This window comes from Amaricoccus sp. (assembly GCF_017993425.1).
Taxonomy (GTDB): Bacteria; Pseudomonadota; Alphaproteobacteria; order Rhodobacterales; family Rhodobacteraceae; genus Amaricoccus.
The window spans coordinates 1-25,931 of sequence record NZ_JAGOMQ010000029.1 but is presented as its reverse complement, the minus strand read 5'-3'; the positions used below and the strand labels follow the sequence as shown (position 1 = coordinate 25,931).

General features: G+C 73.4%; 27 protein-coding genes and 1 pseudogene. 19 read left to right on the top strand and 9 right to left on the bottom strand.

All coding sequences use genetic code 11. The features are described 5' to 3' along the window. Positions 1 to 137 precede the first annotated feature (137 nt). From KBB57_RS14090 to KBB57_RS14040, 11 genes are all read left to right on the top strand, one after another. Positions 138 to 2,015: a TRAP transporter large permease subunit gene (locus KBB57_RS14090; RefSeq protein WP_290751347.1), complete on the top strand. Its 1,878-nt coding sequence runs from the start codon at positions 138 to 140 to the stop codon at positions 2,013 to 2,015. Positions 2,016 to 2,045: 30 nt separating this feature from the next. Next, complete coding sequence (locus KBB57_RS14085; protein WP_290751345.1) at positions 2,046 to 3,062, top strand: TRAP transporter substrate-binding protein; 1,017 nt, start codon at positions 2,046 to 2,048, stop codon at positions 3,060 to 3,062. A gap of 31 nt (positions 3,063 to 3,093) precedes the next feature. Further along, complete coding sequence (locus KBB57_RS14080) at positions 3,094 to 3,930, top strand: IclR family transcriptional regulator (protein ID WP_290751343.1); 837 nt, start codon at positions 3,094 to 3,096, stop codon at positions 3,928 to 3,930. Next, the gene (locus tag KBB57_RS14075; protein WP_290751340.1) at positions 3,923 to 5,092 is read left to right on the top strand and encodes an acetyl-CoA acetyltransferase; all 1,170 of its coding nucleotides are present in this window, start codon (positions 3,923 to 3,925) and stop codon (positions 5,090 to 5,092) included. Before KBB57_RS14080 ends, KBB57_RS14075 begins: the two co-directional genes overlap by 8 nt. After that, positions 5,089 to 6,672: an acyl-CoA synthetase gene (locus KBB57_RS14070; RefSeq protein WP_290751338.1), complete on the top strand. Its 1,584-nt coding sequence runs from the start codon at positions 5,089 to 5,091 to the stop codon at positions 6,670 to 6,672. Before KBB57_RS14075 ends, KBB57_RS14070 begins: the two co-directional genes overlap by 4 nt. Continuing rightward, a complete protein-coding gene (locus tag KBB57_RS14065) occupies positions 6,669 to 7,445 on the top strand; it encodes an SDR family NAD(P)-dependent oxidoreductase (protein ID WP_290751335.1) in 777 nt (258 codons plus the stop codon). Before KBB57_RS14070 ends, KBB57_RS14065 begins: the two co-directional genes overlap by 4 nt. A 150-nt stretch (positions 7,446 to 7,595) precedes the next feature. Next, the gene (locus tag KBB57_RS14060; RefSeq protein WP_290751333.1) at positions 7,596 to 8,129 is read left to right on the top strand and encodes a gamma carbonic anhydrase family protein; all 534 of its coding nucleotides are present in this window, start codon (positions 7,596 to 7,598) and stop codon (positions 8,127 to 8,129) included. Next, on the top strand, positions 8,129 to 8,977 hold the full coding sequence (locus KBB57_RS14055; protein WP_290751331.1) for a DUF296 domain-containing protein: 849 nt from the start codon (positions 8,129 to 8,131) through the stop codon (positions 8,975 to 8,977). Before KBB57_RS14060 ends, KBB57_RS14055 begins: the two co-directional genes overlap by 1 nt. Before the next feature lie 14 nt (positions 8,978 to 8,991). Continuing rightward, entirely contained in the window at positions 8,992 to 9,546 is a 555-nt protein-coding gene (locus tag KBB57_RS14050) for a DUF296 domain-containing protein (RefSeq protein ID WP_290751329.1), read from the top strand. Continuing rightward, positions 9,539 to 9,931, top strand: a complete 393-nt coding sequence (locus KBB57_RS14045; RefSeq protein WP_290751327.1) for a PPC domain-containing DNA-binding protein — start codon at positions 9,539 to 9,541, stop codon at positions 9,929 to 9,931. The genes KBB57_RS14050 and KBB57_RS14045 overlap by 8 nt, the downstream gene beginning before the upstream one ends. Before the next feature lie 96 nt (positions 9,932 to 10,027). Further along, complete coding sequence (locus KBB57_RS14040) at positions 10,028 to 10,834, top strand: SDR family NAD(P)-dependent oxidoreductase (protein ID WP_290751325.1); 807 nt, start codon at positions 10,028 to 10,030, stop codon at positions 10,832 to 10,834. Positions 10,835 to 11,060: 226 nt separating this feature from the next. Here the strand turns inward: KBB57_RS14040 and KBB57_RS14035 are convergent. Next, positions 11,061 to 11,816: pseudogene (locus KBB57_RS14035) on the bottom strand (ThiF family adenylyltransferase); the annotation flags it as partial. A gap of 109 nt (positions 11,817 to 11,925) precedes the next feature. Further along, positions 11,926 to 12,591 (bottom strand): GNAT family N-acetyltransferase, encoded by a 666-nt coding sequence (locus KBB57_RS14030; RefSeq protein WP_290751323.1) that lies wholly within the window; start codon positions 12,589 to 12,591, stop codon positions 11,926 to 11,928. Positions 12,592 to 12,983: 392 nt separating this feature from the next. Here KBB57_RS14030 and KBB57_RS14025 point away from each other — a divergent pair, with 392 nt between their 5' ends. Further along, on the top strand, positions 12,984 to 13,985 hold the full coding sequence (locus KBB57_RS14025; RefSeq protein ID WP_290751320.1) for a dihydroxyacetone kinase subunit DhaK: 1,002 nt from the start codon (positions 12,984 to 12,986) through the stop codon (positions 13,983 to 13,985). Positions 13,986 to 13,987: 2 nt separating this feature from the next. Next, a complete protein-coding gene (gene dhaL / locus KBB57_RS14020; RefSeq protein ID WP_290751318.1) occupies positions 13,988 to 14,647 on the top strand; it encodes a dihydroxyacetone kinase subunit DhaL in 660 nt (219 codons plus the stop codon). 119 nt (positions 14,648 to 14,766) lie between these two features. Here dhaL and KBB57_RS14015 read toward each other — a convergent pair whose 3' ends face one another. The 4 genes from KBB57_RS14015 to KBB57_RS14000 all read right to left on the bottom strand — a co-directional run bounded on the left by KBB57_RS14015 (position 14,767) and on the right by KBB57_RS14000 (position 17,562). Next, entirely contained in the window at positions 14,767 to 15,252 is a 486-nt protein-coding gene (locus tag KBB57_RS14015) for a CHRD domain-containing protein (protein WP_290751316.1), read from the bottom strand. A gap of 260 nt (positions 15,253 to 15,512) precedes the next feature. Further along, positions 15,513 to 15,968, bottom strand: coding sequence for an RpiB/LacA/LacB family sugar-phosphate isomerase (locus KBB57_RS14010; RefSeq protein ID WP_290751313.1), 456 nt, complete (start codon positions 15,966 to 15,968; stop codon positions 15,513 to 15,515). A 57-nt stretch (positions 15,969 to 16,025) separates the two neighbouring features. After that, a complete protein-coding gene (locus KBB57_RS14005) occupies positions 16,026 to 16,784 on the bottom strand; it encodes a triose-phosphate isomerase (RefSeq protein WP_290751311.1) in 759 nt (252 codons plus the stop codon). 4 nt (positions 16,785 to 16,788) lie between these two features. Continuing rightward, entirely contained in the window at positions 16,789 to 17,562 is a 774-nt protein-coding gene (locus KBB57_RS14000; RefSeq protein WP_290751307.1) for a DeoR/GlpR family DNA-binding transcription regulator, read from the bottom strand. 187 nt (positions 17,563 to 17,749) lie between these two features. Between KBB57_RS14000 and KBB57_RS13995 the strand changes: the two genes are divergently transcribed. Next, on the top strand, positions 17,750 to 18,214 hold the full coding sequence (locus tag KBB57_RS13995; protein WP_290751399.1) for a TerB family tellurite resistance protein: 465 nt from the start codon (positions 17,750 to 17,752) through the stop codon (positions 18,212 to 18,214). A 227-nt stretch (positions 18,215 to 18,441) separates the two neighbouring features. On the opposite strand, the gene KBB57_RS13990 is transcribed toward KBB57_RS13995, so the two are convergent. Then, positions 18,442 to 19,287 (bottom strand): MipA/OmpV family protein, encoded by an 846-nt coding sequence (locus KBB57_RS13990; protein ID WP_290751304.1) that lies wholly within the window; start codon positions 19,285 to 19,287, stop codon positions 18,442 to 18,444. Between the two features lie 124 nt (positions 19,288 to 19,411). On the opposite strand from KBB57_RS13990, the gene KBB57_RS13985 reads away from it, so the two are divergent. After that, complete coding sequence (locus KBB57_RS13985) at positions 19,412 to 20,320, top strand: DMT family transporter (RefSeq protein WP_290751302.1); 909 nt, start codon at positions 19,412 to 19,414, stop codon at positions 20,318 to 20,320. A gap of 121 nt (positions 20,321 to 20,441) precedes the next feature. Here KBB57_RS13985 and aroB read toward each other — a convergent pair whose 3' ends face one another. Together aroB and KBB57_RS13975 are read right to left on the bottom strand one after the other, a co-directional pair. After that, positions 20,442 to 21,557 (bottom strand): 3-dehydroquinate synthase, encoded by a 1,116-nt coding sequence (aroB, locus tag KBB57_RS13980; RefSeq protein WP_290751397.1) that lies wholly within the window; start codon positions 21,555 to 21,557, stop codon positions 20,442 to 20,444. 29 nt (positions 21,558 to 21,586) lie between these two features. Then, positions 21,587 to 22,201, bottom strand: coding sequence for a shikimate kinase (locus KBB57_RS13975; RefSeq protein ID WP_290751299.1), 615 nt, complete (start codon positions 22,199 to 22,201; stop codon positions 21,587 to 21,589). A 118-nt stretch (positions 22,202 to 22,319) separates the two neighbouring features. On the opposite strand from KBB57_RS13975, the gene KBB57_RS13970 reads away from it, so the two are divergent. The 4 genes from KBB57_RS13970 to KBB57_RS13955 all read left to right on the top strand — a co-directional run bounded on the left by KBB57_RS13970 (position 22,320) and on the right by KBB57_RS13955 (position 25,367). Then, on the top strand, positions 22,320 to 22,448 hold the full coding sequence (locus KBB57_RS13970) for a hypothetical protein (protein WP_290751297.1): 129 nt from the start codon (positions 22,320 to 22,322) through the stop codon (positions 22,446 to 22,448). Continuing rightward, positions 22,445 to 24,010 carry a hypothetical protein gene (locus tag KBB57_RS13965; RefSeq protein WP_290751295.1) on the top strand — a complete coding sequence of 522 codons (1,566 nt, stop codon included), beginning with the start codon at positions 22,445 to 22,447 and terminating at the stop codon, positions 24,008 to 24,010. Before KBB57_RS13970 ends, KBB57_RS13965 begins: the two co-directional genes overlap by 4 nt. Before the next feature lie 263 nt (positions 24,011 to 24,273). Further along, complete coding sequence (locus KBB57_RS13960; protein ID WP_290751293.1) at positions 24,274 to 24,396, top strand: hypothetical protein; 123 nt, start codon at positions 24,274 to 24,276, stop codon at positions 24,394 to 24,396. Further along, the gene (locus KBB57_RS13955; protein ID WP_290751291.1) at positions 24,396 to 25,367 is read left to right on the top strand and encodes a tyrosine recombinase; all 972 of its coding nucleotides are present in this window, start codon (positions 24,396 to 24,398) and stop codon (positions 25,365 to 25,367) included. Before KBB57_RS13960 ends, KBB57_RS13955 begins: the two co-directional genes overlap by 1 nt. Positions 25,368 to 25,931: the final 564 nt, after the last annotated feature.

Sequence of the window (25,931 nt, the reverse complement as noted above, 5' to 3'; positions counted from 1 at the left end):
GGATCACCGCTTCCCGTCGTTAATTTTTTGTTGCCCGCCTCGCCGATTCGGTATAGCAGCCCCGCACAAGGCGAATGCTCACGATCCATAATATGGACTATGCCGGGCCGAGCGCCGGGCACGCCAAGGGAGGATGTATGGCGGCGACCTATGATTCCCCGGTCGATGCGGACCACCTGATCCCGGAAATCACCGGGGCGGCCATGCATCCCGGATCCCGGTGGATGCGACCCTTCGCGGTCGTCGCGGCCGGACTGCTCGTTGTGATGATCGCGATGATCCTCGCCAACGTCACCTCGCGCTACCTGCTCAGCACCCCGATCATCTGGGCGGACGAGGTCGCGTCCATGGCCTTCCTCTGGCTCGCGATGATCGGCGCGGCGCTCGCCATCGACCGCAACGAGCACCTGCGCCTGACGATCTTCCTGCCGATGATCCCCGAGCGGCTCCGGCCCTTCATCAACGCCTTCGCGCTCCTGCTCGTGGCGACCTTCCTGCTCATCATGCTGCGGCCGGCCTTCGAGTACGCCTACGAGGAGGGCTACGTCACCTCGCCCGCGCTCGAGCTGCCGATGACCTACCGCGCCGCGGCGCTGCCCTTCGGCATGCTGCTGATGGCGGTCCTCGCCATGGTGAAGGCGGTCCGCGAGAGCACGCCCGCCACGCTCGGGGCCGCCGCCGTGGCCATCGCCGCGATCGTCGCGGGGCTCTACCTGATGGAGCCGGTCTTCGCGACCTGGGGCAACTGGAACCTCCCGGTCTTCCTCGGGCTCTTCGTCGCGCTGATGCTGATGGCCGGCGTGCCGATCGCCTTCTGCTTCGGGCTCGGGACGCTCGCCTTCCTGACCTTCGCCTCGACGGCGCCGATCTTCGTGATGATCGGCCGCATCGACGAGGGCATGTCGAGCCTCATCCTGCTCTCCGTGCCGGTCTTCGTGCTGCTCGGCTGCATCCTCGACGTCACCGGCATGGGCAAGGCGATCGTCGAGTTCCTCGCCTCGCTGCTCGGCCACGTGAAGGCCGGCATGTCCTACGTGCTCCTCGGCTCGCTCTTCCTCGTCTCGGGCATCTCCGGCTCCAAGGTCTCCGACATGGCGACCGTCGCCCCGGCGCTCTTCCCCGAGATGAAGCGCCGCGGCCACAAGCCGCGCGAGATGATCGCGCTGCTGGCCACCGGCGCCGCCATGGCCGACACCGTGCCGCCCTCGATCGTGCTGATCGTGCTCGGCTCCGCCGCCGGCGTCTCCATCGCGGGCCTCTTCACCTCCGGCTTCGTCATCGCGATGGTGCTGCTCCTCGTCCTCGCCGTCCTCGCCCGCTGGAAGGCGCGGCACGAGGACATGGCGGGCGTGCGCCGGGCGCCGCTCTCGACGATCGGCAAGACCGCCCTCGTCGCCTCGCCCGCCCTGGTGCTCCCCTTCATGATCCGGGCCGTCGTCGGCGGCGGCATCGCGACGGCGACCGAGGTCTCGACCATCGCCGTGGTCTATGCGCTCTTCATCGGCATCGTGCTCTACGGCGGGATCACCCCGCGCACGATCGGCAAGATGCTGGTCGAGACCGCCGCCCTCGCCGGGGCGATCCTGCTGATCCTCGGCACCGCCTCCGCCATGGCCTGGGCGCTCACCCAGACCGGCTTCGCGGGCAAGCTCGCCCAGGGCGTCTCCGAGCTCCCCGGCGGCTGGATCAGCTTCATGGGCGTCTCGATCCTGATCTTCATGGTGCTCGGCTGCGTGCTCGAGGGCCTGCCGGCGATCGTGCTGATGGCGCCGATCATGTTCCCGATGGCGCGCAACCTCGGCATCCACGACATCCACTACTCGATGGTGATCGTCACGGCGATGAACGTCGGCCTGATGGCCCCCCCGATCGGGATCGGCTTCTACATCGCCTGCAAGATCGGCAACGTCTCCCCGGACGAGGCGATGGGCGCGATCTGGCCCTACATCGCCGCCCTGGTGATCGGCCTCATCGCCATCGCCGCGGTGCCGTACTTCTCCATCGCCTTTCTCTGAGCTCGAACCACAACCGGGAGGAAACCACCCATGAAACTCACCCGACGCTCGCTCCTGCTCGGCGCCGCGGCCGGCGCGCTGGCCACGCCCTTCCTGCGCACCGGCCCCGCCCGCGCCGCCGAGATCAACCTCAAGCTCGCCAACAACCAGCCGCTGACGCACCCGATGAACGTCCGCGGGCTGGAGGCGGTCGAGCGGATCAAGGAGCAGACCGGCGGCCGGGTCGAGATCACCATCTTCCCGCAGAGCCAGCTCGGCGCCGACACCGACGTGCTGAGCCAGCTCCGCTCGGGCGGCGTCGACTTCTTCTTCCTCTCGCCGCTCATCCTCTCCACCTTCGTGCCCAACGCCTCGCTGAGCGGCATCGGCTTCGCCTTCCACGACTACCCGACCGTGTGGAAGGCCATGGACGGCGAGCTCGGCGCCTATGTGCGCGGCCAGATCGAGGAGAAGGGCCTCTTCGCCTTCGAGAAGATCTGGGACAACGGCTTCCGCCAGATCTCCTCCTCGACCAAGCCGATCGTCACGCCCGCCGACCTCGAGAACTTCAAGATCCGCGTGCCGGTGAGCCCGCTCTGGACCTCGATGTTCACCGCCTTCGGCTCGGCGCCCACCTCGATCAACTTCGCCGAGGTCTACACCGCGCTGCAGACCGGCACCGTCGACGGGCAGGAGAACCCGCTCGCCATCCTGTCGAACTTCAAGCTCTGGGAAGTCCAGAAATACGTCTCGATGACCAACCACATGTGGGACGGCTTCTGGCTGCTGGCCGGCCGGCGCTCGTGGTCGGGCATCCCCGACGACGTGAAGGAGATCATCCAGACCGCCTTCAACGAGTCCGGGATGCAGCAGCGCGCCGACATCGAGGCGCTGAACGCCTCGCTGCAGGGCGAGCTGGAGAAGAACGGCATGGTGTTCAACACCCCCGAGCTGCCGCCCTTCAAGCAGAAGCTGATCGACGCGGGCTTCTACGGCGAGTGGAAGGGCAAGTTCGGCGATGACGCCTGGGCTATCCTCGAGGCCGCCACCGCGCAGAAGCTGGGCTGAGGCACAGGCAGGGAAGGCGAGGGAGCGGGAGATGAACCGACAGCTGGTCCTGGGCGAGAGCGAGCCGGTCTCCGGCACCCAGTCGATCGACCGGGCGCTGTCGCTCCTCTCCCTCGTCGGCCGCGCCGGCGCCGCCGGCGCCTCGCTGGCCGAGGTGGTCGCCGGCAGCGGCCTCAACAAGCCGACGGCGCGGCGGCTCCTCGTCGCGCTGATCAAGGCCCGCCTCCTCGAGCAGGACCCGGCGACCCGGCGCTACCGGCTCGGCAGCGAGGCCTACGTCCTCGGCGTGCTGGCGACGCCGCGGCACGGGCTCCTCGCCCACGCCGCCGAGTCGCTGCGCGTCCTGTCGGCCGAGACGCGCGACGCGAGCTTCGTCTCGGTCCGGCACGGCAACTACTCCGTCTGCCTGCACCGCCAGGAGGGCAGCCACCCGCTGCGCACCCACGCGCTGCAGACCGGGGACCAGCATCCCCTCGGCGTCGGCGCGGGCTCGCTCGCCATCCTCGCCGCGCTGCCCGACGCCGAGGCCGGGCGGATCGTCCAGGACCTGGCGCCCGACCTCGGGCGCTACGGCGGCTACTCTCCGGAGATCCTGGCCGCCGACATCCAGCGGGCGCGCGAGAACGGCTACGCGCTCAACCCCGGGCGCTTCATCGCCGGCTCGTGGGGGATCGCCATGCCGGTGCGCTTCCCCGACGGCGGGGTCGCCGGCGCGCTCTCGATCGCCGCGGTCGAGTCGCGCCTGCAACGCGAGCGCCAGCTCGAGCTTGCCGGCGCGCTGCGGCGCGAGACCGCCGCGGTGGAGCGCCGGATGGCGAGAATTTTCGGGCCGACAGGTCCTGCAAAGGAGGAACACGACAATGGCTGACCCGCAGATCGTCGGTTGGGCGCACTCCAGGTTCGGCAAGTCTTCCGCCGCCGACACGATGGAGCTGATGGCCGAGGTGGTGGCCCCGGCGCTCGACCACGCCGGCGTCGAGACCGGCGACCTCGACGGCATCTTCGTCGGCTGCTTCAACAACGGCTTCCAGAAGCAGGACTTCCAGGGCGCGCTCGTCGCCATGGGCACCCCGGGCCTCGAAACCGTGCCCGCCGTCCGGCTCGAGAACGCCTGCGCCACCGGCTCCGCCGCCATCCACGCCGCGATGGACTTCATCGCCGCCGGCCGCGGCCGCGTCGCGCTGGTGGTCGGCGTCGAGAAGATGACCGCGCTCCCCACCGCCGACGTCGGCGACGTGCTCCTCAACGCCAGCTACCGCGCCGAGGAGGGCGACACCGAGGGCGGCTTCGCCGGCGTCTTCGGCCTGATCGCCGGCAACTACTTCCAGCGCTACGGCGACCGCTCCGCCGAGCTCGCGATGATCGCCGCCAAGAACCACGCCAACGGCATGAACAACCCCTGGGCCCACATGCGGAAGGACTTCGGCTTCGACTTCTGCAACACGATCTCGGAGAAGAACCCGCACGTCGCCGGCCCCCTCCGCCGCACCGACTGCTCGCTCGTCTCCGACGGCGCCGCGGCGCTGGTCCTCGCCGACGCCGAGACGGCGGCCGGGTTGGAGCGCGCCATCGCCTTCCGCGCCCGGGCCCAGGCCAACGACTTCCTCGCGCTCTCCCGCCGTGACCCAGTCGCCTTCGAGGGCGCCCACCGCGCCTGGGCCGAGGCGCTCGCCGCGGCCGGCGTCGCGGTGACCGACCTCGACCTCGTCGAGACCCACGACTGCTTCACCATGGCCGAGATGATCGAGTACGAGGCGATGGGCCTCGCCCCCCGCGGCGAGGGCTGGAAGGTGATCCGCGAAGGCGTCTCCCGCATGGACGGCGCCCTGCCTGTCAACCCCTCCGGCGGCCTGAAGTCCCGCGGCCACCCGATCGGCGCCACCGGCGTCTCGCAGCACGTCATGGCCGCGATGCAGCTCGCCGGCGACGCCGGCGACATGCAGGTGAAGGACGCAAGCCTCGCCGGCGTCTTCAACATGGGCGGCGCCGCCGTCGCCAACTACGTCTCGATCCTGGAGCGCGCGCGATGACCGACCCCGCCGGAGGCCTCGCGCCCTGCTCGACGCGGGTGATGAACCTCGCCCAGTTCGTCTCCCAGGCCCGCCGCCGCGAGCCCGACGCCGTCGCGGTGGTCTGGGGCGACGCGACCTGGAGCTGGTCCGAGCTCGACGCCCGCATCGACGCCATCGCCGCGGCCCTGCAGACCCGCTTCGGCGTGACCAAGGGCGACCGCATCCTCGTGCAGTCGCAGAACTGCAACCAGCTCTTCGAGACGATGTTCGCCTGCTTCCGCATCGGCGCGGTCTTCGTCCCGACCAACTTCCGCCAGACGCCGGACGAGGTGCGCTACCTCTGCGAGGCCTCCGGCGCGATCGGCATGATCTGCAACGCGAGTTTTCCCGACCACGCGGCCGCCTGCCGCACCGCCTTCACCGTCGCCATCGGCGAGGCGGACTTCGGCCCCTCCTACGAGGCGCTGGTCGCGGAGCACCGGGGCGCCACCCCCGCCGAGGTCGCGGTCGACCGCGACGACCCCTGCTGGTTCTTCTTCACCTCCGGCACCACCGGCCGCCCCAAGGCGGCGGTGCTGACCCACGGCCAGATGGCCTTCGTGGTCAACAGCCACCTCGTCGACCTGATGCCCGGCCTCACCTCGGCCGACGCCTCGCTCGTCGTCGCGCCGCTCTCCCACGGCGCCGGCGTCCACCAGCTCACCCAGGTCGCCCGCGGCGTGAAGACCGTGATGCCGGCCGGCGAGAGCTTCGACGTCGAGGCCGTCTGGTCGCTCGTCGAGAAGTGGCGCGTCTCGACCATGTTCACCGTGCCGACCATCCTCAAGATGCTGGTCGAGCACGAGGCCGTCGACCGCTTCGACCATTCGAGCCTGCGCTACGTCATCTACGCCGGCGCGCCGATGTACCGCGAGGACCAGAAGCGCGCCCTGAAGGCGCTCGGCCCGGTCCTCGTCCAGTACTTCGGCCTCGGCGAGGTCACCGGCGCCATCACCGTCCTCCCCCCCGCCCTCCACGCGGCCGAGGACGGCGAGGGCGTGCGCGTCGGCACCTGCGGCTTCGAGCGCACCGGGATGCAGGTCCAGATCCAGGACGACGACGGCGCGGCCCTCGGCCCCGGCGAGACCGGCGAGATCTGCGTGATCGGCCCCGCCGTCTTCGCCGGCTACTACAACAACCCCGAGGCCAACGCGAAGTCGTTCCGCAATGGCTGGTTCCGCACCGGCGACCTCGGCCACGTCGACGCCGAGGGCTTCCTCTACATCACCGGTCGCGGCTCGGACATGTACATCTCCGGCGGCTCGAACATCTACCCGCGCGAGATCGAGGAGAAGATCCTGACCTTCCCCGGCATCAGCGAGGTCGCCGTCGTCGGCGTTCCCGACCCGCTCTGGGGCGAGGTCGGCATCGCGGTCTGCGTCGCCAACGGCGGCGCGGTCAGCGAGGAGGCGCTGGCCGCCCACCTCTCCGGCAAGCTCTCGCGCTACAAGATGCCGAAGCGCTTCCTGTTCTGGGACGCGCTGCCGAAGTCGGCCTACGGCAAGATCACCAAGAAGCTCGTCCGCGAGGAGCTCGACCGCCTGGGCGCGCTGCAATGAGCGGCGCGGTCGTCGTCACCGGCGGCGCCTCCGGCATCGGCCGCGCCGTCATCGACGCGGTGCTGGCCGAGGGCTGGAGGGCGGTCGTCCTCGACCTCCCCGGCGCCGCCCTCGACGCGGCCCGCGCCGCGCTCGACCCGGCCACGGCGCGCGTCGCCGGCATCGACGTCTCCGACGAGGCCGCGGTCGCCGCCGAGATCGCCGAGATCGAGCGCGACTTCGCGCCGATCGCCGGCGTGGTCAACTCCGCCGGCATCGCCCGCGACCTGCCCGCGATGGAGACCGACGCCGCGCTCTTCCGCCGCATCCTCGACATCAACGTCGTCGGCTCCTTCGTCGTCGCCCGCGAGGCGGCCCGCGCCATGCGGGGCCGCGGCGGCTCCATCGTCAACATCGCCTCCGTCTCCGGCCTCCGCGGCAACGAGGGGCGGGTCGCCTACGGCGCCTCCAAGGGCGCGGTGGTGACGATGAGCCTCGTCCTCGCCGTCGAGTTCGCCGAGATCGGCGTGCGCGTCAACGTCGTCGCCCCCGGCCCGATCGAGACGCCGATGGTCCGCGAGCACCACGACGACGTCGCCCGCGCCACCTGGATGGGCGCCGTGCCGATGCGCCGCTACGGCACGCCCGAGGAGATCGCCGCGGCGGTCGTCTTCCTGCTCGACGGGTCGCGCTCCGGCTACGTGACCGGGCAGACGCTCAGCGTCGACGGCGGCTTCACCGCGGCCGGCATCCTGACGGGCAAGTCGCGCGCCGCCACGGTCGGCGCGGCCTGAGCACCGCCGCAGACGCGCGTCAACCTTCAAGACCAATCGGCTAACGGAGTGAAATTATCATGATATTTCAGATACTTGATCCGACTAACACACGTGTTAGCACGCGGCGTCACGGTCTCTGAGGCGGCGCGCAAGGGAGGGAACGGGACGATGACGATCTACAGGCTCAACGGGGACGACGTCCCCGATCTACCCGAGGCGGGCGCCTTCTGGGTGGCGCCGAGCGCCAGCGTGGCGGGCCGGGTGACCCTCGGCCGCGACGTCGGCGTGTGGTTCGGGGCGGCGATCCGCGCCGACGACGCCCCCGTCTCCATCGGCGACGGAACCAACGTCCAGGACAACGCGGTGCTCCACGCCGACCCGGGCTTCCCGCTCGTGATCGGCGCCGGCTGCACCATCGGCCACGCGGCCATCGTCCACGGCTGCGCCATCGGCGACAACACCCTGATCGGCATGGGCGCGACCATCCTCAACGGCGCCCGCATCGGGGCCAACTGCATCGTCGGCGCCAACGCGCTGGTGACCGAGGGCAAGGAGTTCCCCGACGGCAGCCTGATCGTCGGCGCGCCGGCCAAGGCCGTCCGCAGCCTCGACGCCGCCGCCATCGACGGGCTCCGCCGCGCCGCCGAGGTCTACGTCGCCAAATGGCGCCGCTACGCCAGCCACGCCGAGGCCATCGCCTGATGGACACGACGCTCGCCGACCGCCACGCGCTGATCCGCCACCCCGGCCCCCCCGCCGCCGAGCGCCGCCGGGTCGTCCCCGGCCGCGCCCGCCGCGCCGAGGTCGCCCTGCCGGCCGGCGCCGTGCTGATGGACGCGGTCGCCGCGGCGATGGACGCGCTCGGCTGCGACACCGCCATGCTGCTCCTCGACGGGCTCCAGATCGGCCCCTACGCCTACGTCATGCCGCGCTACGGCTCGCCCGACGGCGTCCGCGCCGCCTGGTACAGCGAGACCCGCACCGGCGCCCGCGCCACCCTCGAGCACGCCACCGCCACCGTCGGCCGCCGCGACGGAAGCTGGTGGCTGCACTGCCACGCCGTCTGGGACGCCGACACCCCGGACCCGAAGTCCGGTCACCTCCTGCCCGACCAGGTGACCATCGCCGCCGACGCGACCGTGACCGCGGTCGCCTTCGACGGCGGGCGCTTCGAGGTCACCCCCTGCGACGAGACGCTGTTCCCGCTCTTCCGCCCCCTGCCCACGCAGGCCCCTGACGGCCCGGCCAACGCGGCAATCGTCACCTTCGGCCCGCACGAGGACGCCGTCGCCGCCACCCGCGCCGTCGCCGCCGGCCTCGGCTTCGCCGCGCCCGCGCTCTACGGCATCGGCAGCCTGATCGGCGCCGACTTCGCCGACGCGCCCTCGATGGAGGCCCCCGCCTCGGAGATCCTGCTCCTGCCGGACGCCACCCCCGAGCGGCTGCGCGTCCACTGCGTCGACCCCGAGGGGGCGATGTTCCGCGGCACGCTCCTGCCCGGCCGCGCGCCGGTCTGCGTGACCTTCGAGATGATGATCGTAGCCGGCTGACCGGAGGAGCCCAGATGCCCGAGCCCCATGGATCGCCCCTGCCGAGGCCCCGGACGCTGGTTCACCCAGGCCGGTTCAACCCCGTCCGCATCCAGAGCCAGCGCTCCGCCAGCGGCCGCCACGTCCGGCTGGCGCTCCTGCCCGGCGTCACCCTCTTCGACGGGCTGATCCAGCCGCTGGCGGCCCTCGGCATCACCAGCGCCTCGACGACGATCCTCGGCGGCTTCTTCGACCGGCTCGACTACTGCGTCGCGCCGCCCGACCCCGAGGGCAGCGCCGTCATCGCCTACACCCGCCCGATCCCGGCGGGCCGCGCCTGCATGATCTTCGGCAACGCCACCATCGGCCGCAGCATGAAGGGCGCGCCGCTCGTCCACTGCCACGCCGCGATCCGCACCGAGGCCGGCGAGGTCAAGGGCGGCCACATCCTGACCGAGACCTGCGTCGTCGGCCGCGCGCCGATCCCCGTCCTCGTCACCTCGCTCGACGAGTTCGAGCTCCGCCAGGCCTTCGACCCCGAGACCAACATCCCCCTCCTCCAGCCCCACAGGGAGTCCCGCGATGGATGACACGATCGCCGTCGAGAGCGGCAGCATGGGCCGCGTCGCCTACGCGCGCATCGCCCCCAACGAGGACCTCGTGCTCGGCGTCGAGAAGCTCTGCCTCGCCGAGGGCTTCCGCAACGCCTTCGTCCGCGGCGCGCTCGGATCGCTGGTCGACGCCTGCCTCGCCGACGCCGACGGCGGCCTGCGCCACGTCCGCGGCCCGGCCGTCGAGATCGTCAGCCTCGCCGGCGAGGTCCGCTCCGCCCCCGACGGCTCGCTCCGCGCCGCGCTCACCGGCGTCGTCGCCGACCCCGAGGGCAACGTCAGCGGCGGCCCCTTCGTCCCCGGCCTCAACCCGATCTGCATGACCTTCGAGGTCACGCTCGAGGAATGGCTCCCCGCAGCCTGATCCCGATCCCCCGACAGGCGCCCCGCCCACACCCGCCCCCGCGGCGGCGTCCGCGCGCCATCGAGCAGACACCCCCGAACACAAACGGAGATCACCATGGCCGACAGGCTGAAGGGAAAGGCGGCGATCGTCTTCGGCGCGGGCTCGTCCGGCCCGGGCTGGGGCAACGGCAAGGCCGCCGCGGTCGCCTACGCCCGCGAGGGCGCCCGCGTCGCCTGCGTCGACCTGAGCGCCGACACCGCCGGCGAGACCGCCGCGCTCATCGCCGCCGAGGGCCTCGAGGCGATCGCCGTCGCCGCCGACGTCACCCGCCTCGCCTCCGTCGAGGCCGCGGTCGCCGAGACGCTCGCCGCCTTCGGCCGCATCGACATCCTGCACAACAACGTCGGCGCGACCCACATGGGCGGCCCGGTCGAGCTCGACGAGGCCGCCTTCGCCGCCGCGATCGACCTCAACCTCGGCCCGGTCTACCGCACGGCCAAGGCCGTCCTGCCCGCCATGCTGGCCCAGGGCGGCGGCGCGATCGTCAACATCTCGTCCCTCGCGGCGATCCGCTGGACCGGCTATCCCTACTTCGCCTACTACGCCACCAAGGCGGCGGTGAACCAGGCGACCGTGGCCCTCGCCATGCAATACGCCCGCCAGGGCATCCGCGCCAACTGCATCATGCCCGGCCTGATCGACACCCCGCTGATCTACCGCCAGATCTCCGGCCAGTACGGCTCCGTCGAGGAGATGGTCGCCGCCCGCAACGCCGCCGTGCCCCTCGGCCGCATGGGCACCGCCTGGGACATCGCCGCGGCTTCCGTCTTCCTCGCCTCCGACGAGGCCGCCTTCATCACCGGCGTCTGCCTCCCCGTCGACGGCGGCCAGAGCTGCGCCACCCAGGAGCTCGGCCGCTGACCCCGAACGCCACGCGGACGCCTGTGCGCGCCCGACCGCGCAGGCGCCCGCCCGCCCGAAGCGGCCGATGCCCGGCCCTGGACAAGCGCGCTCCGCCTCCCGCCCCGCTCGACAGTCGGGTCCGCCGACATCCGCAGAGAGCATCGGCGCGTCCGCATGGCGGGCGCAAGGCAGGCGCCGCCGACGCCCGCATCGGCAGGAAAGCCGCCCCCGGCGGGCCCGCCCGTCAGCCGGAGATCGCCCCCCGCCCCCCGCACACCGCACAATCCTCCCGCGCCCGCGTCCCCAGCCGGCGGCTCTCGCCATGGAGCCCGTCGAAGATCGCCAGCCGCCCCCGCAGCCCCTCCCCCGCGCCGGCGAGCAGCTTGATCGCCTCGAGCGCCAGCATCGACCCCATCACCCCGGGCAGCGCCCCGACGATCCCCGCCTCCGCGCAGGCCGGCGCCAGCCCCGCCGCCGGCGCCTCGGGAAACACGCAGGCATAGCACGGCCCCCCCCGCGCCGGATCCCAGAGCGCGATCTGCCCCTCCCACTGGCTCATCGCCGCGGCAAGCAGCGGCCGCCCCGCCGCCACGCAGGCCGCATTGACCGCATGGCGCGTGGCGAAGTTGTCGCTGCCGTCGAGCGCCAGATCCCAGCCCGCCACCAGCGCCGCCGCCCCCGCCGCCTCCAGCCGCCCCTCCATCGCCTCGACCGTCACATGCGGGTTCAGCCGCCCCAACGCCTCCGCCGCCACCAGGACCTTCGGCCGCCCCACATCCGCGGTCGAGAACAGCACCTGCCGCTGCAGGTTCGACAGGCTCACCACGTCGTCGTCGATCACCCCGAGCGTCCCCACCCCCGCGGCCGCGAGATAGAGCAGCGCCGGACAGCCCAGGCCGCCCGCCCCGACCACCAGCACCCGCGCCGCCCCGAGCCGCCGCTGGCCCGGGCCCCCCACCTCGCGCAGCACGATATGGCGCGCGTAGCGCTCGATCTCCTCCGGCGACAGCGTCACAGCGGCTTCTCCAGCCAGCGCCGCGCGCCCAGCCTGCCCACGTCGTGCAGCACGACATGCCGGCCGCAGCGCCCGATCTCCTCCGGCGACAGCGTCACAGCGGCTTCTCCAGCCAGCGCCGCACCGCCGGGCCGCCGACAGGTACATATCCCGCCCGCGCGAACATCCCCGGCGACTGCCACTCGCCCACCGCCGCGCCGATCCGCCGCGCCCCCCGCGCCGTCGCCTCGCCCTCCGCGGCGCGCAAGAGCGCCCCGCCCACCCCGCGCCCCCGCGCCGCCGGCTCGACCCGCAGCATCTCGATCTCCGCCGTCTCCCCCGCCACGCGCAGCCGCACGTGGCCCTCCAGCCCGCCATCCGCCCCGCGCCAGCCGAGCGACACCCGCGCCCCCGGCGCCTCGGCCGCCAGCGCCGCCGCGGTCTCTGCCGCCAGCGCCGCGTCGTCGTCGAACTGCACCAGTCCCCGCGGTCGCGACGGCGGCGCCTCGGCCACGGCCGCCGCCCCGCTCTGCCGCCGCAGCGACCGCACCCAGAGCGCATAGGCCGCGACCGGCGCCAGCCCCGCCCCGGTCCACACCGCCGCCCGCGCCCATGCCGCCACCTCGGCCCGATACGGGTCCCCCCGCGGCGCCAGCAGCGAGGCCCCGAGCGCCAGCGCCGCCGCGACCGCCACATACCGCCAGGCCCGCCGCGGCGCGCCGACCAGACGGGCGACGAGCAGCGCGAGAACGCTCAGGACGATGACAAGCAAGACGGACATGGCTGCGGCCTCTCCTGCCGCCCACCTAAGTCCCCGCCCGCGCCGGGAGCAAGCCACGGCGATCGCCCGAAGCCCCGCCCGCCGCTCCCGCCGCTCCCTTCTTCCTTCTTCCTTCTGTCCTTCCCCCATCGGGCAGGTTCCCCCCGCCCTTGGGCGGGGGGGAAGGGGGGGTGGGGAGACCGCGCGCAACGGCGCGCAGGGGCCCCGCCCGCGCTTGCGCGGGCGGGGAGACCGACTCCGGAGCGCAAAGGCGCTCCGTCGATCCTTCGGAGCCAGCGCGCCCATGCCTTCCGGCGATCGCCCCCGGAAGCCGGCCCGGAGCACGTCCACGAGGCTGGCATTGTCGCCCGACCCGGCTATGGTGCCCGGAAACGAGAGCCCCGGGAGGAGCCGTGCGGACCAAGAAGATCGTGAACGACGGCGACCGGGCCGTCGACGAGATGCTCGACGGCGTCCTCGCCGCGCATCCCCGCCACCTCGCCCGCGTCTCGCCCCGCGCCGTGGTGGCCAGGGACGGACCGCGCGCCGGCAAGGTCGGGCTGGTCATCGGCGGCGGCTCCGGCCACGAGCCCACCTTCCTCGGCTTCGTCGGCCGCGGCCTCGCCGACGGCTGCGCGGTCGGCAACGTCTTCGCCTCGCCGCCGCCCGACCCGATCCTCGACTGCACCCGCGCCGTCGATGGCGGCGCCGGCGTGCTCTACATGTACGGCAACTACGCCGGCGACGTGATGAACTTCGACATGGCCGCCGAGATGGCCGCCATGGACGACATCGAGGTCCGCACCGTGCTGACCACCGACGACGTCGCCTCCGCCCCCCGCGACCGCCGCGACACCCGCCGCGGCGTCGCCGGCAACTTCTTCATCTTCAAGGCCGCCGGCGCCGCCTGCGACCGGATGCTGCCGCTCGACGAGGTCGAGCGCCTCGCCCGCCACGCCAACGACCGCACCTTCACGATGGGCGTCGCCCTCGCCCCCTGCTCGCTGCCGCAGACGCGGCGACCGAACTTCGAGATCGGCGACGACGAGATGGAGATCGGCATGGGCATCCACGGCGAGCCCGGCGTCGCCCGCGGCCCCCTCGCCCCGGCCGACGCCATCGTCGACGCGATGATGGACCGCATCCTCGACGAGATGGCCGCCGCGGCCGGCGACCGGGTGGCGGTCCTCGTCAACGGCCTCGGCGCCACGCCGCTGATGGAGCTCTACGTCATGCACCGCCGGGTGGCGCAGCGGCTGGAGAGCGCCCGCCTCGCCACGCACGCGACCTGGGTCGGCAACTGGTGCACCTCGCTCGAGATGACCGGCGCCTCGGTGACGCTGATGCACCTCGACGACGAGCTGGCGCCGCTCCTCGACCACCCCTGCGACTGCGCGATGTTCCGGGCGGGCTGACCATGGCGGTGACGGGAGACGACCTGAGGGCGATGCTCGCGGAGATCGCCACGGCGATCGCCGCGGAGAAGGACGAGCTCTGCCGCCTCGACGGGGTGATCGGCGACGCCGACCACGGCGTCGCCATGGCGCTCGGCTTCGGCGCCGCCCGCGACGCCGCGGCGGCGCTCGACCCCGGCGCCGACCCGACCGCGGTGCTGAACGCCGCGGCCAGGGCCTTCCTCTCCGCCGTCGGCGCCTCGACCGGCCCGCTCTACGCCACCGCGCTGATGCGGGCGGGGGCGGCGGTCAAGGGCAAGGCCGCGCTCGACGACGCCGACGTCGTCGCGCTCGTGCAGGCGATGGCCAAGGGGATCGCCGACCGCGGCAAGGCCGAGCCCGGCGAGAAGACCATGCTCGACGCCTGGGCCCCCGCGGCGGAGGCGATCGCCGCCACGCCCGGCCCCCTCGCCGCCCGCCTCGCCGCCGCCGAGGCCGCCGCGCAGGCCGGCGCCGAGGCGACGAAGGCGATGGTCGCCGGCAAGGGCCGCTCCTCCCGCCTCGGCGAGCGCGCCCTCGGCCACATCGACCCCGGCGCCGCCTCCGCCGTCATCGTCATCGCCGCGATGAGCCGGGCGCTGGGCCGGGTTCGGTCCTCCTCGGGACCGCGGCCAGCCGTCTGATCGGCTTTCTCTTCCGGGGGACGGTCACGCCGAGAACTTCGGCGCCGATGGCGCCTCGTCGCGCGGGAGAGAGCCCGGGCGGACGCCGCGGCGGGTGGAGGCCCGCCGCGGCCCGCGTGCTAGGCCCGGCGGCGGCGCAGGCGCAGCGCGCCGAAGGCGGCGACCCCGGCGAGCGCGAGCGGCAGCGCGGCGGGAAGCGGCACCGGCGCAGTGGAGACCTGGCCGCGGATCTCGCCGGCCATGTTCGCCATGGTGTGGACGTTGACGTACCACAGCCCGGCGAGGAAGTCGGCCATTTGCGTCGCGTCGATCGTCGTCGACCCGCTCGTCCCGCTGGCAAGGCCGCTGAGATCGCCGATGTTGACCTGGATGCCGGCGGACGCGCCCGGGGGGGCGGCGCCATGGAAGTGCATCATCATCGCTTCGCCGGTGAGGCCGGAATACTCCACCTTCCAGCTGAGCGCGCCGGTGTCGGTGTCGAGCCGGCCACGCCCCCAGCCGGCGGCGTCCGGCGCTGCAACGGCGACCGCCGTCTCCTGAGCCTGGCTCATCGTGCCCGTGGTCCAGCGCAGGGTGGCGGCGTCGGCTCCGCCGCCAAGGATCACGGCCCCACCGCATACGACCAAGGCGAGTTTCTGCATCATCTACAACTCCCTAGGTTGTTATTATAGCGCGACGAGACGATATTCAGCAAAGCTAGCAGAATTAACCGATTCTTTCTATCCGTTTGTAACTGGCCAAGCGGTCCCACGGGTAGGACCGAAGCGGCGAGCGGGTCCCGAGCCGGCAATCGATTCTCGGATCGTCGCGGCCCCGGACCGTCCCGCCAGGGGACGGTCCTGCCGGGCACGGTCTGCCGGAATGCTCACGCCTTGGCGTACTTGGCGTCGACCTCCTCGATCGCCTTGACGTTGCCCGCCGAGCGGCCCGCTTCGTCGAAGGTCTGGGCAAGGAAGGCGTCCGCGATCGACTTCGCCAGCTCCGACCCGATCACCCGCGCCCCCATGGTGATGATCTGGGCGTTGTTCGAGAGCGCCGCCCGCTCCGCCGAATAGGTGTCGTGGGTCAGCGCCGCCCGGATCCCCGGCACCTTGTTCGCCGAGATGCAGACCCCGATCCCGGTCCCGCAGACGAGGATCGCCTTGTCGTAGGTCCCGTCCCTGACCTGGCTCGCCACCCGGTCGCTCAGATGGGCGTAGAGCTTCTCCGCGTCGCTCCGCGGCTGGCTCACCTCCTCCACCTCGTAGCGCCCCTTCAGGTGCTCGGCCAGCGTGTGGGCAAGCTCCGCCCCGGCGCTGTCGCCGGCGATCGCGATCTTCATGGCTTCCTCCGTCTCGATCTTCTCGGTTCAGGATATCGGTTCAGGATACATGGCGCGTCAGAGCGTCGCCACGACGCGCTTCAGGATGTCGACATAGCCCTCCGCCGCCCAGGCCGAGCGGCCGATGAAGAGCCCGTCGACATGCGGGCACGCCACCAGCTCCGCCGCGTTTCCGGGATTGACGCTGCCCCCGTAGAGCACCTGCGGCGCCCGCCCCAGCACCTCCGCGGCGGCCTCCTTGATCAGCCCCTGCTGCCGGTCGGCATAGTCCGAGCTCGCCGGGATCCCCTTCTCCCCGATCGCCCAGACCGGCTCGTAGGCAAGGAGGATCTCCCGCTTCCGCTGCCCCGCGTCGAGCCGCGCCAGCGCCCCCTTCGTCTGCGCCGCCAGCACCGCCCCGGCCCGCCCCGCCTCCCGCTCGGCCAGCGTCTCGCCGACGCAGATCAGCGGCACGAACCCGTGGCGCACGGCGGCCTCCGTCTTCAGGCCCACCGTCTCGTCGGTCTCGCCGAAATGCTCCCGCCGCTCGGAATGGCCGAGCTCGATCAGGTCGAGCCCGCAATCCCTGAGCTGCACCGGCGACACCTCCCCCGTCCAGGCCCCGGCATCGGCCCAGTGCATGTTCTGCGCGCCCACCTTGACCCGCGACCCCGCCAGCGCCCGCTTCACCTCCCGCACCGCGGTGAACGAGGGGATCACGAAGGGCTGCACCCGCGCATCGAGCTCCGGCACGAAGGCCGCCAGCGCCTCGGCGAAGGCGAGCCCCTCGGCGAGCGTCTTGTTCATCTTCCAGCTGGTTCCGACCCAGACCGTCATCCCGTCACTCCTCCCCGTCCCCGACCACGTCGAGCCTCGCCCCGGCCGCCTCCAGCGCGGCGCGGTCCTCCTCCCCCGGCGCCCGGTCGGTCAGGACCGAGTCGAAGGCGACAAGATCGCACAGGAAATGCAGCGCGGGACGCCCGAACTTCGTATGGTCCACCAGGAGGCGCCGCTGGTCCGCCGCGGCGATCATCAGCCGCTTCGCCTGCACCACCTCCTGGTTCTGGTGCCACGCGGCCGCCCCGCGGATCGCCGACGACGACAGGAACGCCACGTCCGCCCGCAGCCCCCGCATCGCCTCCTCGCAGGCAAGCCCGAAGAACCCGTGGAACTTGCGGCTGTACTGCCCCCCCAGCGCGATCAGCGTGACGCCGTTCGCCCCGGCCAGCTCCCCGATCGCCGTGAGGTTGTTGGTGATCACCGTGACCGGCCGCCGCGCCGCGAGATGACGGGCGACGGCCCCCGCCGTCGAGCCATCGTCGAGGATCACGGTCTGCCCCGGCTCCACCAGCCGCGCCGCCGCCCGGGCGATCCGGTCCTTCTCCGCCGCCGCGAGGCTCGCCCGATACCGATAGTCGCTCTCGAACCGAGCCGAGGACCGGATCGACGCCCCCCCGCGCACCTTCCGCAGCAGCCCCCCCGCCTCCAGCTCGTCGAGGTCGCGGTGGATGGTCATCCTCGACACTGCGAACCGCGCCGAGAGATCGTCGACCGTCGCCGACCCCGCCTCGATCAGCGCCTCCATGATCGCCTGCCTGCGTCCCGCGAGCCTCATGCCTGCTCCCAGCGCCTCCGGGATTTCCGTAACGGCCTGAACCGGAGATTTCAACCTTGAATATGTTATAACTCACATCTTGTATGTGATTTTCCGGATCGCCGCCCTTCGCGCCCGGAGGAACCGCTCGCGCGATCTTGGGGGCCGGCGGCTGGCGGCGCGCCGCGCCGCCGGCTATATCGGCGGGATGCTCGCCGACCTCATTCGCCGCCTCGCCGCCCCGCCCGACCCGGCGCCGCTCGCGCCGGAGGACTGCCGCCTCGCGCTCGCCGCGCTGATGGTGCGGCTGGCGCGGGCCGACGACAGCTATACCGGCCGCGAGCGGCAGCGCATCGACCGCATCCTCGCCGAACGCTACAGGCTCGACGCCGCGTCGGCCACGGCGCTCCGCGCCGAGGCCGAGGCCGCCGAGGAGGCCGCCCCGGATACGGTGCGCTTCACCCGGCACATCAAGGCGGCGGTGCCCTACGAGGACCGGGTCGGCGTGATCGAGGCGCTGTGGCAGGTGGCGACGGCGGACGAGGTCGACGCCGACGAGCGCGCCTTCCTGCGGCTGGTCGCGAACCTCATCGGCGTCACCGACCAGGACAGCGGGCTGGCCCGCCAGCGCGCCGCCGAGGCCGCCCCGCGCCGCAGCGGCCCCTGGGGCTGAAGCGTCCCACGGTGGGACGCCACGGCGGCGGCAAGGGTCGACCCGCGGCGACGCATCGCCCCGCGACGGCTCCCGCAGGTTGACATGCGCATGTCACCTGCTCGACGCGGAGCGGTCGGGACAGAGAGAGCGCAAGCTCGAAGGGAGTCGAACGGCGCCGCGAAATGCGGCGCTGATGACCGTGCGGCGCCGGGGCCCTTATGTCGTGACGTGCTCCGGAGGGCCGGTCAGAAGCCGAGCCCGAGGCTCCGGGTGATCAGCACCTGCAACCCGTACTGGTTCGCCGTGCCGCCCTCGACGATCGGCGAATCGGCCGCGTCGTTCACCAGCCGCTCGTAGGTCGCCTTGCCCTCGACGCCCCAGTGCGACGAGAACGAATACCGCGCCCCGAGCTCCACGCCGGCGCTGTAGAAGCCGGAAGACGGGCTGTAGGCGTCGTCGAAGGCCGAGCGGTTGCGGTTCGTCTCCGCCTCCGACACGCCGAAATAGGTGTCCATGAACCGCGACGAGCCCCAGTAGGCGCGCGGCCCGAAGTTCACCACCCAGGCGTCGTTCGGCCGCAGGATCGCGTCGGCGCCGAACTCGCCCACCCAGGAATGGTGGCCGATCACGCCGTAGCTCAGGTCGCCATAGGCGCGCCAGTATTCCGCGTCGTAGCCGAGCCCGAGGCCCAGCTCGAAGGAGGCGTCGACGTCGTCGAGGCCGCGCAGCTCGCTGTGGTCGCTGGCGCGGCGCTCGGAGATGTAGCGGGCGGTGCCCCGCGGGCCGAAGCCCTGCAGGAAGCCGACCGCCCCCGAGGAGCCGAACTCGAAGCCGCCGGGCAGCCGCACGTAGTCGAAGCGCAGCACGCCGGAGGGGCCGAAATCGTACTCGTCGGAGCCGAAATAGTCGGGCGTGTAGCTCGCGCCCGCGCCCACCGTGAAGCGCACCGCCGGCTTGCTCGGGTCGAAGGCCTGCAGATCCTGCTCCTGGGTCGCGAGATCGAGCTTCGTCTGCGCCATGGACTGCACGGCGCTCGTCGCGAGCGCGGCGGCGGCGATCAGGCAGAGACGGCGACAGGCGGGACGCGACATTCGTAGCTCCAGGCGGGTGGTTCATTTTTCACCAAATACGATAAAAGCCGTTAAGGCAAGGCGACCGCCCACCGTTTCACGCGAATCTTCGCAGCTGCGGCCGAAGCGAGCCACGGGGAGAGCCATGACGCGCGACCGCATCCTCGCCTGGGCCGCGCTGGCGGCGACGCTGCTGATCTGGGCGAGCTTCCTCGTCTCGACGCGGGCCGCCGTGGCCACCGCGCTCGGGCCCGTCGAGATCGGCCTGATGCGCTTCGCCCCCGCGGCGCTGCTCTTCGCCCCGGTCCTCGTCCGCCGCGGGCCGATTCCCGCCGGCGCGACCTGGCGCGACGCGACGGTGTTCGCGCTCTGCGGCGGCGTCGCCTTCGTGTTCCTGCTGGCGAGCGGGATGCGCTTCGCCCCGGTCGCCGACGCCGGCGTCTTCGCGCCCGCAATGCTGCCGCTCTGGGTGGCGCTGATCGCCCGCTTCGCGCTGGGCGAGCGCGTCGGCGGCCTGCGCGCCGCGGGGCTCGCGCTGATCGTCGCCGGCGCGCTCGCCGTCGGCGGCTGGGCGGCGATGACCGAGGGCGCGCCCGGGGCGTGGCGCGGGCATGTCCTCTTCGCCTGCGCCTCGTTCAACTGGGCGATCTACACCATCGCCTTTCGCCGCTCCCGCCTCGCCGCGCTCCCCGCCGCGGCGATGCTCGCCTTCTGGGCCGCGGCCGGCTTCCTCGTCCTCGCCGCGCTCCTCGGCACGCATTTCGCCGCCGTGCCGCTGCGCACCGTGGTCATCCAGACCCTGCTCCAGGGCGTGCTCTCCGGCTTCGTCGCCACCTACACCTTCTTCTACGCGATCGAGCGCCTCGGGGCCGGGCGCACGGCGACCTTCGCCGCGGTGGTGCCGATCCTCGCCGCGCTCGGGGCCTGGGCCTTCCTCGGCGAGCCGCTCGACGCCGCCAAGGGCGTCGGCGTCGCCATCACCGCCATCGGCGTGGCGCTCGCCTCACGCCCGGGCCGCGAGCCCGTCCGCGAGAACCCGGCGCACCACCGCTAGGTCGGCGCCCCGCTCGACACAGGTCGCGCGATGGGCGAGCACGAAGGCGATCCGCCCCCTTGTCCTGCTCCATCAGCGCCAGCAGCCCGTCCACGTCGGGCCGATCGCCCTGCTCCCGGCCTCACGCCCGGCCCGATAGCCCGTCCGCGAGCACCCGGCGCACCACCGCCAAGTCGGCGCCCCGCTCGACATAGGTCTCGCCGATGTCGCGGGCGAGCACGAAGGCGATCCGCCCCGCCTTCGCCTTCTTGTCCTGCTCCATCAGCGCCAGCAGCCCGTCCGCGTCCGGCAGATCGCCCGGAATCTCGGCGAGGCTCCGCCGCATCCCCATCGCGGCGAGATGCGCGGCCACCCGGCTCGGCGCCTCCTGCGGGCAGAGCCCCAGCGCCGCCGAGGCGTCGAAGGCGAGCGCGCAGCCGATCGCCACCGCCTCGCCGTGCAGCAGCCGGTCCGAATACCCCGTCGCCGCCTCCAGCGCATGGGCGAAGGTGTGCCCGAGGTTCAGGAGCGCCCGCTCCCCCTGCTCCGTCTCGTCCCGCGCGACGATGCCCGCCTTCATCTCGCAGGACCGCCGGATGGCGTGGATCCGCGCCGCCTGATCCCCCGCCGCCAAAGCCGGCCCGTTCCGCTCCAGCCACTGAAAGAACGCCGCGTCCCCGAGCAGCCCGCACTTCACCACCTCGCCATACCCGGCGAGGAAGTCGCGGGGCGGCAGCGTGTCGAGGAGCCCCGTATCCGCCAGCACCAGCCGCGGCTGGTGGAAGGCCCCGATCAGGTTCTTCCCCCGCGGCGAGTTGATCCCGGTCTTCCCCCCCACCGAGCTGTCGACCTGCGCGAGCAGCGTCGTCGGGATCTGCACGAACCCGACCCCCCGCCGCAGGATCGCCGCCGCGAACCCGGCGAGATCGCCGATCACCCCACCCCCGAAGGCGACGACCAGATCGTCGCGCTCCACCTTCTCGGCGATCAGCCATTCCACCGCCGCCTCGATCCCGCGCCAGCCCTTGGTCGCCTCGCCCGGCGGCAAGGCCAGCGCGGCGGACGCGATCCCCTCCGCCGCCAGCGCCGCCTCCAGCGCCGGCAGGTGCAGCGCCGCGACCCGCTCCTCCGTCAGGATCGCCACCCGCTGCCGCTTCAGCAGCGGCGCGATCCACCGCCCCGCCGCCCCGACGAGGCCCCGGCCGATCAGGATGTCATAGCTCCGGTCCGCCAGCTCGACGCGCACGGTCTCCGGCACGGCGCCAGGCGCCTCGGCTCTCTCTCCGCTCACGCGATCTCCTCCAGCGTCGGCGGCAGCCCCGGCCGCCCCCGGTCATGCGCGGCGAGCCCGGCGAGGATCGCCCGCGCCGTCGCCTCGTGGCTGGCGTTGCGCCGGCTCTCCACCGTGACGTCGGCCAGCGCATAGACCGGATAGCGCCGCTCCATCAGCTCCGACAGAACCCCCCGCGGGTCCGGCGCCTCGAGGAGTGGCCGCCCCGGCCGGTCGCGCACCCGGTCCCACAGCGTCTCGAGGCTCGCCCGCAGCCAGACCGACACGCCGTGCGCCGCGATCTCCTCGCGGGTCCGCGGCTCGATGAACGCGCCCCCGCCGGTCGCCAGCACCCCCGGCGTCTCGGCGAGCAGCCGCGCCAGCACCCGCCGCTCCACGTCGCGGAACGCCGGCTCGCCATAGAGCCGGAAGATCTCCGGGATCGTCATCTGCGCCGCCGATTCGACCACCGCGTCGGAATCGGTGAACGGCGCGTCCAGCATCGCCGCCAGCCGCTTGCCGACGCTGGTCTTGCCCGCGCCCATCAACCCGACCAGCACCAGCGGCCGCGTGAGCCGCAGGCGCGCCCGGGCAGGCCGGGCCGGGTCGGGAGAGGTCTCGCGGTCGATCATGGCGATTGTAGGGGGGCCCTGCCCGGGGTAAGGTTCCTGCCAAAGGTCGCGGCCGTAGCGCCGACGATTGAGCAGGTAGAGACGCGGCGGTCAAGCCGCGCGGGCAGAGCAGGTTATCATGCGGCTGGCGTTCAAGGTCTTGCTGTGGCTCGTCGTCCTCGCGGCGATCGGCTTCGCGGGCTTCGCGCTGCTGTCCGACCTGCCGGCCCCGTCGCGCGAGATCTCGCTGCCGGTCCCGGCAAGATGAGGCCGCGAACGCGCCCGGCGGCGCTCGCCGCGGCGCTGGCCCTCGCGACGGCGACGACGACCGCGGCGGCGCAGCCCCGCAGCGCGATCCCCTGGCTCTCCGACAGCGTCGAGCTCTCCATCCCCGCCCTGCCGCCGCCGCGGCCCAAGCCCGCCGCCGGCCCGGGCGCCGGCGCCATCACCGTCACCCCGCTCGACCCGGTCAGCCGCGACGCCGTCGGCCTCCTCAAGCCCGACGCCAGCGGCCTGCCGCGACGGCTCTGGGGCGGCGCCACCGCCGACGAGGTGCGCGCGCTCCTGATCGAGCACCCCGACGCCGGCCCGCCCGCGGCCCGCGCGCTCTTCCGCCGCCTCCTCCTCGCCGAGGCGGATCCGCCGGCCGGCGCCGGCCCCGGCTCCGAGGTGCTGCTGACCCGGCTCGACCGCCTGCTGGAGCTCGGCGCCCTCGACGAGGCCGAGGGGCTGATCCTCGCCGCCGGCCCCGAGACGCCGGAGCTCTTCCGCCGCTGGTTCGACGTCGGCCTCCTCACCCAGCGCGCCCAGCCGCAATGCGAGGCGCTGCGCCTCAACCCGGCCCTCTCGCCCACGCTGCCTGCGCGGGTGTTCTGCCTCGCCCGCGGCGGCGACTGGAACGCCGCCGAGATCACCCTGACCCTCGGCCAGGGCGTCGGCGCCATCTCGCCCGAGCAGGAGGCGCTGCTCGCCCGCTTCCTCGACCCGCAGCTCTTCGAGGAAGACCCCGAGCCGCCGCTCCCGCGCCCGCTGACCGCCCTCGACTTCACGCTGCGCGAGGCGGTCGGCCTGTCGCGCCCGCCCGGGCAACTGCCGCTCGCCTTCCTCTGGACCGACCTCACCGAGCACACCCCGATGCGGATGCGGGTCGAGGCGGCGGAGCGGCTGGTCCTCGCCGGCTCGGCCGGCCCGGACGCGCTCCTCGACGCCTACCGCTCCGGCGCCCCGGCGGCCTCGGGCGGCATCTGGGACCGCGCCGCCGCCGCGCAGGCGCTCGACGCCGCGCTCGCCGCCGGCGCGCCGGAGAAGATCGCCGACGCCCTCGCCGCCGCCGACGCGGCCCTCTCGGCCCGCGGCCTGCGCGTGGCCCTCGCCACGGCCTACGCCCCGGCGCTCGCGGCGCTCGACCCGGCCAGCCTGCCGGAACCGGCCCGCGGCAAGGTGGTGGAGATCCTCCTCCTCGGCGGCGAGAGCGGGGCCGCCGCCCGCGTCGCCGGCCCCGCCCCCGACCCGCGCACCGCGGCGCTCCTCGCCATCGCCGGCGTCGGCGCGCCCCCGCCCTCGCTCCCCGACGACCCCCGCCTCGCCGCGGCCCTCGCCGGGCTCGCCGACCGGCCCCCCGCCGACGAGCGCGAGACCCGCCTCGCCGCCGAGGTCGCCGACGGCGCCGCCGGGACCGCGATCGTCGAGGCCCTCGCCCTCGCCGCCCCCGGCCCCGCCATCGACCCGGCGAGCCTCACCGCCGCCCTCTTCGCCCTGCGCGCCGCCGGCCAGACCGACTCCGCCCGCGCCATCGCCCTCCAGGCCCTGCTCCTGCCAGGGGAATCCTGATGCCCGCCCGGACCCGGCCGCCGCATCCTGCCCCCGCCGCCGGTCCCGCGAGCCTCGCCGCGGCGCCGCTCGCCCGCGCCGCCGGACACGGCGACGCCCTTCACGCCCTGCCGCCACCGAGGGAACCCCTGATGCCCGCCCGGACCCGGCCGCCGCATCCTGCCCCCGCCGCCGGTCCCGCAAGCCTCGCCGCGGCGCCGCTCGCCCGCGCCGCCGGACACGGCGACGCCCTTCACGCCCTGCCGCCACCGAGGGAGCCCCTGATGCCCGAATGGACCTGGCCCCCGCCGCCCCGCGCCGCCGTCGATCCCGCGCGCCCGATCGCGCTCCCCCTGCGCGCCGCCGGCCGGACCCGCCCCGCGATCACCCGGCCGGGGGAATCCTGATGCCCGAACGGACCTGGCCCCCCCGCTTCCTCGAGGCGCTCCGCGCCGAGCGCGACGCCGCCCAGAACACCCTCGCCGCCTATTCCCGCGACCTCACCGACTTCGCCGACTTCCTCCGCCCGCGCGGCCGCGACTTCGCGAGCGCGGTGCGCGCCGACGTCGAGGCCTACCTCGTCGCGCTCGACGACCGCGGCATGGCGCAGGCGACGCGGGCGCGGCGGCTCTCGGCGATCCGCCAGTTCTACCGCTTCGCCTTCCTCGAAGGCTGGCGCACCGACGACCCCGGCGCCCTCCTCAAGGGTCCTCGCAAGGCCCGCACGCTCCCCGGCACGCTCTCCGAAGCCGAGGTCGACCGCCTGCTCGACGCCGCCGAGCGCCACGGCAAGACCCCGGCCGAGCGCCTACGCTCCGCCTGCCTGATGCAGCTCCTCTACGCCACCGGGCTGCGCGTCAGCGAGCTCGTGGCGCTGCCCGCCGCCGCCGTGCGCGGCGACCCGCGGATGATCCTGATCCGCGGCAAGGGCGGCCGCGAGCGCATGGCCCCGCTCTCCGATCCCTCCCGCCGCGCGCTCGCCGCCTGGCTCGCCGCCCGCGACGCCGCCGACGACACGGGCGCCCGCGAGGGCCGCCCCCGCTCGCCCTACCTCTTCCCGGCCCGCGGCAAGAAGGGCCACTTGGGGCGCGAGCGGTTCTTCGTCATGATCAAGAACATCGCCGTAGAGGCCGGCGTCTCCCCCGCCGCCGTCTCGCCCCACGCGCTGCGCCACGCCTTCGCGACGCACCTCCTCGCCCACGGCGCCGACCTCCGGGTGATCCAGACCCTCCTCGGCCACGCCTCGATCGCCACGACCGAGATCTACACCCACGTCCTCGACGCCCGCCTGAAGGAGCTGGTGCTGGAGAAGCATCCCCTCGCCGAGCCCGCCGCGACCGACGACGCCGCCCGCGACCCCGAGCCGGAGATCGGATGAGCCGAAGCATCACGATCCTCGGCCTCCTGCTGGCGCTCGCCGCATCGGCAGCCCGCCGCCCGGGCCTTCCGGCGCGGCGCAAAGGCACACACGCCGTTTCCAAACGAGGGCCACGCTGCACGACGCCTGCCCTGCCGGATCCACGGGGGCCCCGAGCGACCGAAGCGGGCTTGCCCGCGAGGCCCGGCGCGACAAGCGAAAGCATTGCTTTCGCCGCGCCGACGGCTGGAGCGCGTTGGCGCGGAAGCCGTGAGGGGCGCCGATTTCTCCGGGAGCGCGCCATCCGTCCGTGAGCGCCCCGGCGAGCGCGGCAACGCGCTCGCCCCCCGCAGGGGCGATCGCGGACGGATTTGCCACGGGTCAAATCCGTCTGGCGTCGGCGTCGCGGCCAGCCTCGGGCCGGGGCTTCCTCTCCACTGTCGTGCCGTGTGGTCCGCCCACACTACACGACACAGTGCTGGCTGAGGGCGGCTGGTTGGATTCTACTGGACGACTCCCTTGCAAGGATCGTCCCATGTCTCACCGAGCCGTCGCCGCCCTCTCCCGGACGCTACGGGGCCATGT

Bases quoted from the DNA above. Each gene is read 5' to 3' on its own strand.
- KBB57_RS14090 (WP_290751347.1), top strand. From the start codon at position 138: ATGGCGGCGACCTATGATTCCCCGGTCGATGCGGACCACCTGATCCCG.
- KBB57_RS14085 (WP_290751345.1), top strand. From the start codon at position 2,046: ATGAAACTCACCCGACGCTCGCTCCTGCTCGGCGCCGCGGCCGGCGCG.
- KBB57_RS14080 (WP_290751343.1), top strand. From the start codon at position 3,094: ATGAACCGACAGCTGGTCCTGGGCGAGAGCGAGCCGGTCTCCGGCACC.
- KBB57_RS14075 (WP_290751340.1), top strand. From the start codon at position 3,923: ATGGCTGACCCGCAGATCGTCGGTTGGGCGCACTCCAGGTTCGGCAAG.
- KBB57_RS14070 (WP_290751338.1), top strand. From the start codon at position 5,089: ATGACCGACCCCGCCGGAGGCCTCGCGCCCTGCTCGACGCGGGTGATG.
- KBB57_RS14065 (WP_290751335.1), top strand. From the start codon at position 6,669: ATGAGCGGCGCGGTCGTCGTCACCGGCGGCGCCTCCGGCATCGGCCGC.
- KBB57_RS14060 (WP_290751333.1), top strand. From the start codon at position 7,596: ATGACGATCTACAGGCTCAACGGGGACGACGTCCCCGATCTACCCGAG.
- KBB57_RS14055 (WP_290751331.1), top strand. From the start codon at position 8,129: ATGGACACGACGCTCGCCGACCGCCACGCGCTGATCCGCCACCCCGGC.
- KBB57_RS14050 (WP_290751329.1), top strand. From the start codon at position 8,992: ATGCCCGAGCCCCATGGATCGCCCCTGCCGAGGCCCCGGACGCTGGTT.
- KBB57_RS14045 (WP_290751327.1), top strand. From the start codon at position 9,539: ATGGATGACACGATCGCCGTCGAGAGCGGCAGCATGGGCCGCGTCGCC.
- KBB57_RS14040 (WP_290751325.1), top strand. From the start codon at position 10,028: ATGGCCGACAGGCTGAAGGGAAAGGCGGCGATCGTCTTCGGCGCGGGC.
- KBB57_RS14030 (WP_290751323.1), bottom strand. From the start codon at position 12,591: ATGTCCGTCTTGCTTGTCATCGTCCTGAGCGTTCTCGCGCTGCTCGTC.
- dhaL (WP_290751318.1), top strand. From the start codon at position 13,988: ATGGCGGTGACGGGAGACGACCTGAGGGCGATGCTCGCGGAGATCGCC.
- KBB57_RS14010 (WP_290751313.1), bottom strand. From the start codon at position 15,968: ATGAAGATCGCGATCGCCGGCGACAGCGCCGGGGCGGAGCTTGCCCAC.
- KBB57_RS14005 (WP_290751311.1), bottom strand. From the start codon at position 16,784: ATGACGGTCTGGGTCGGAACCAGCTGGAAGATGAACAAGACGCTCGCC.
- KBB57_RS14000 (WP_290751307.1), bottom strand. From the start codon at position 17,562: ATGAGGCTCGCGGGACGCAGGCAGGCGATCATGGAGGCGCTGATCGAG.
- KBB57_RS13995 (WP_290751399.1), top strand. From the start codon at position 17,750: ATGCTCGCCGACCTCATTCGCCGCCTCGCCGCCCCGCCCGACCCGGCG.
- KBB57_RS13990 (WP_290751304.1), bottom strand. From the start codon at position 19,287: ATGTCGCGTCCCGCCTGTCGCCGTCTCTGCCTGATCGCCGCCGCCGCG.
- KBB57_RS13985 (WP_290751302.1), top strand. From the start codon at position 19,412: ATGACGCGCGACCGCATCCTCGCCTGGGCCGCGCTGGCGGCGACGCTG.
- KBB57_RS13975 (WP_290751299.1), bottom strand. From the start codon at position 22,201: ATGATCGACCGCGAGACCTCTCCCGACCCGGCCCGGCCTGCCCGGGCG.
- KBB57_RS13970 (WP_290751297.1), top strand. From the start codon at position 22,320: ATGCGGCTGGCGTTCAAGGTCTTGCTGTGGCTCGTCGTCCTCGCGGCG.
- KBB57_RS13965 (WP_290751295.1), top strand. From the start codon at position 22,445: ATGAGGCCGCGAACGCGCCCGGCGGCGCTCGCCGCGGCGCTGGCCCTC.
- KBB57_RS13960 (WP_290751293.1), top strand. From the start codon at position 24,274: ATGCCCGAATGGACCTGGCCCCCGCCGCCCCGCGCCGCCGTCGATCCC.
- KBB57_RS13955 (WP_290751291.1), top strand. From the start codon at position 24,396: ATGCCCGAACGGACCTGGCCCCCCCGCTTCCTCGAGGCGCTCCGCGCC.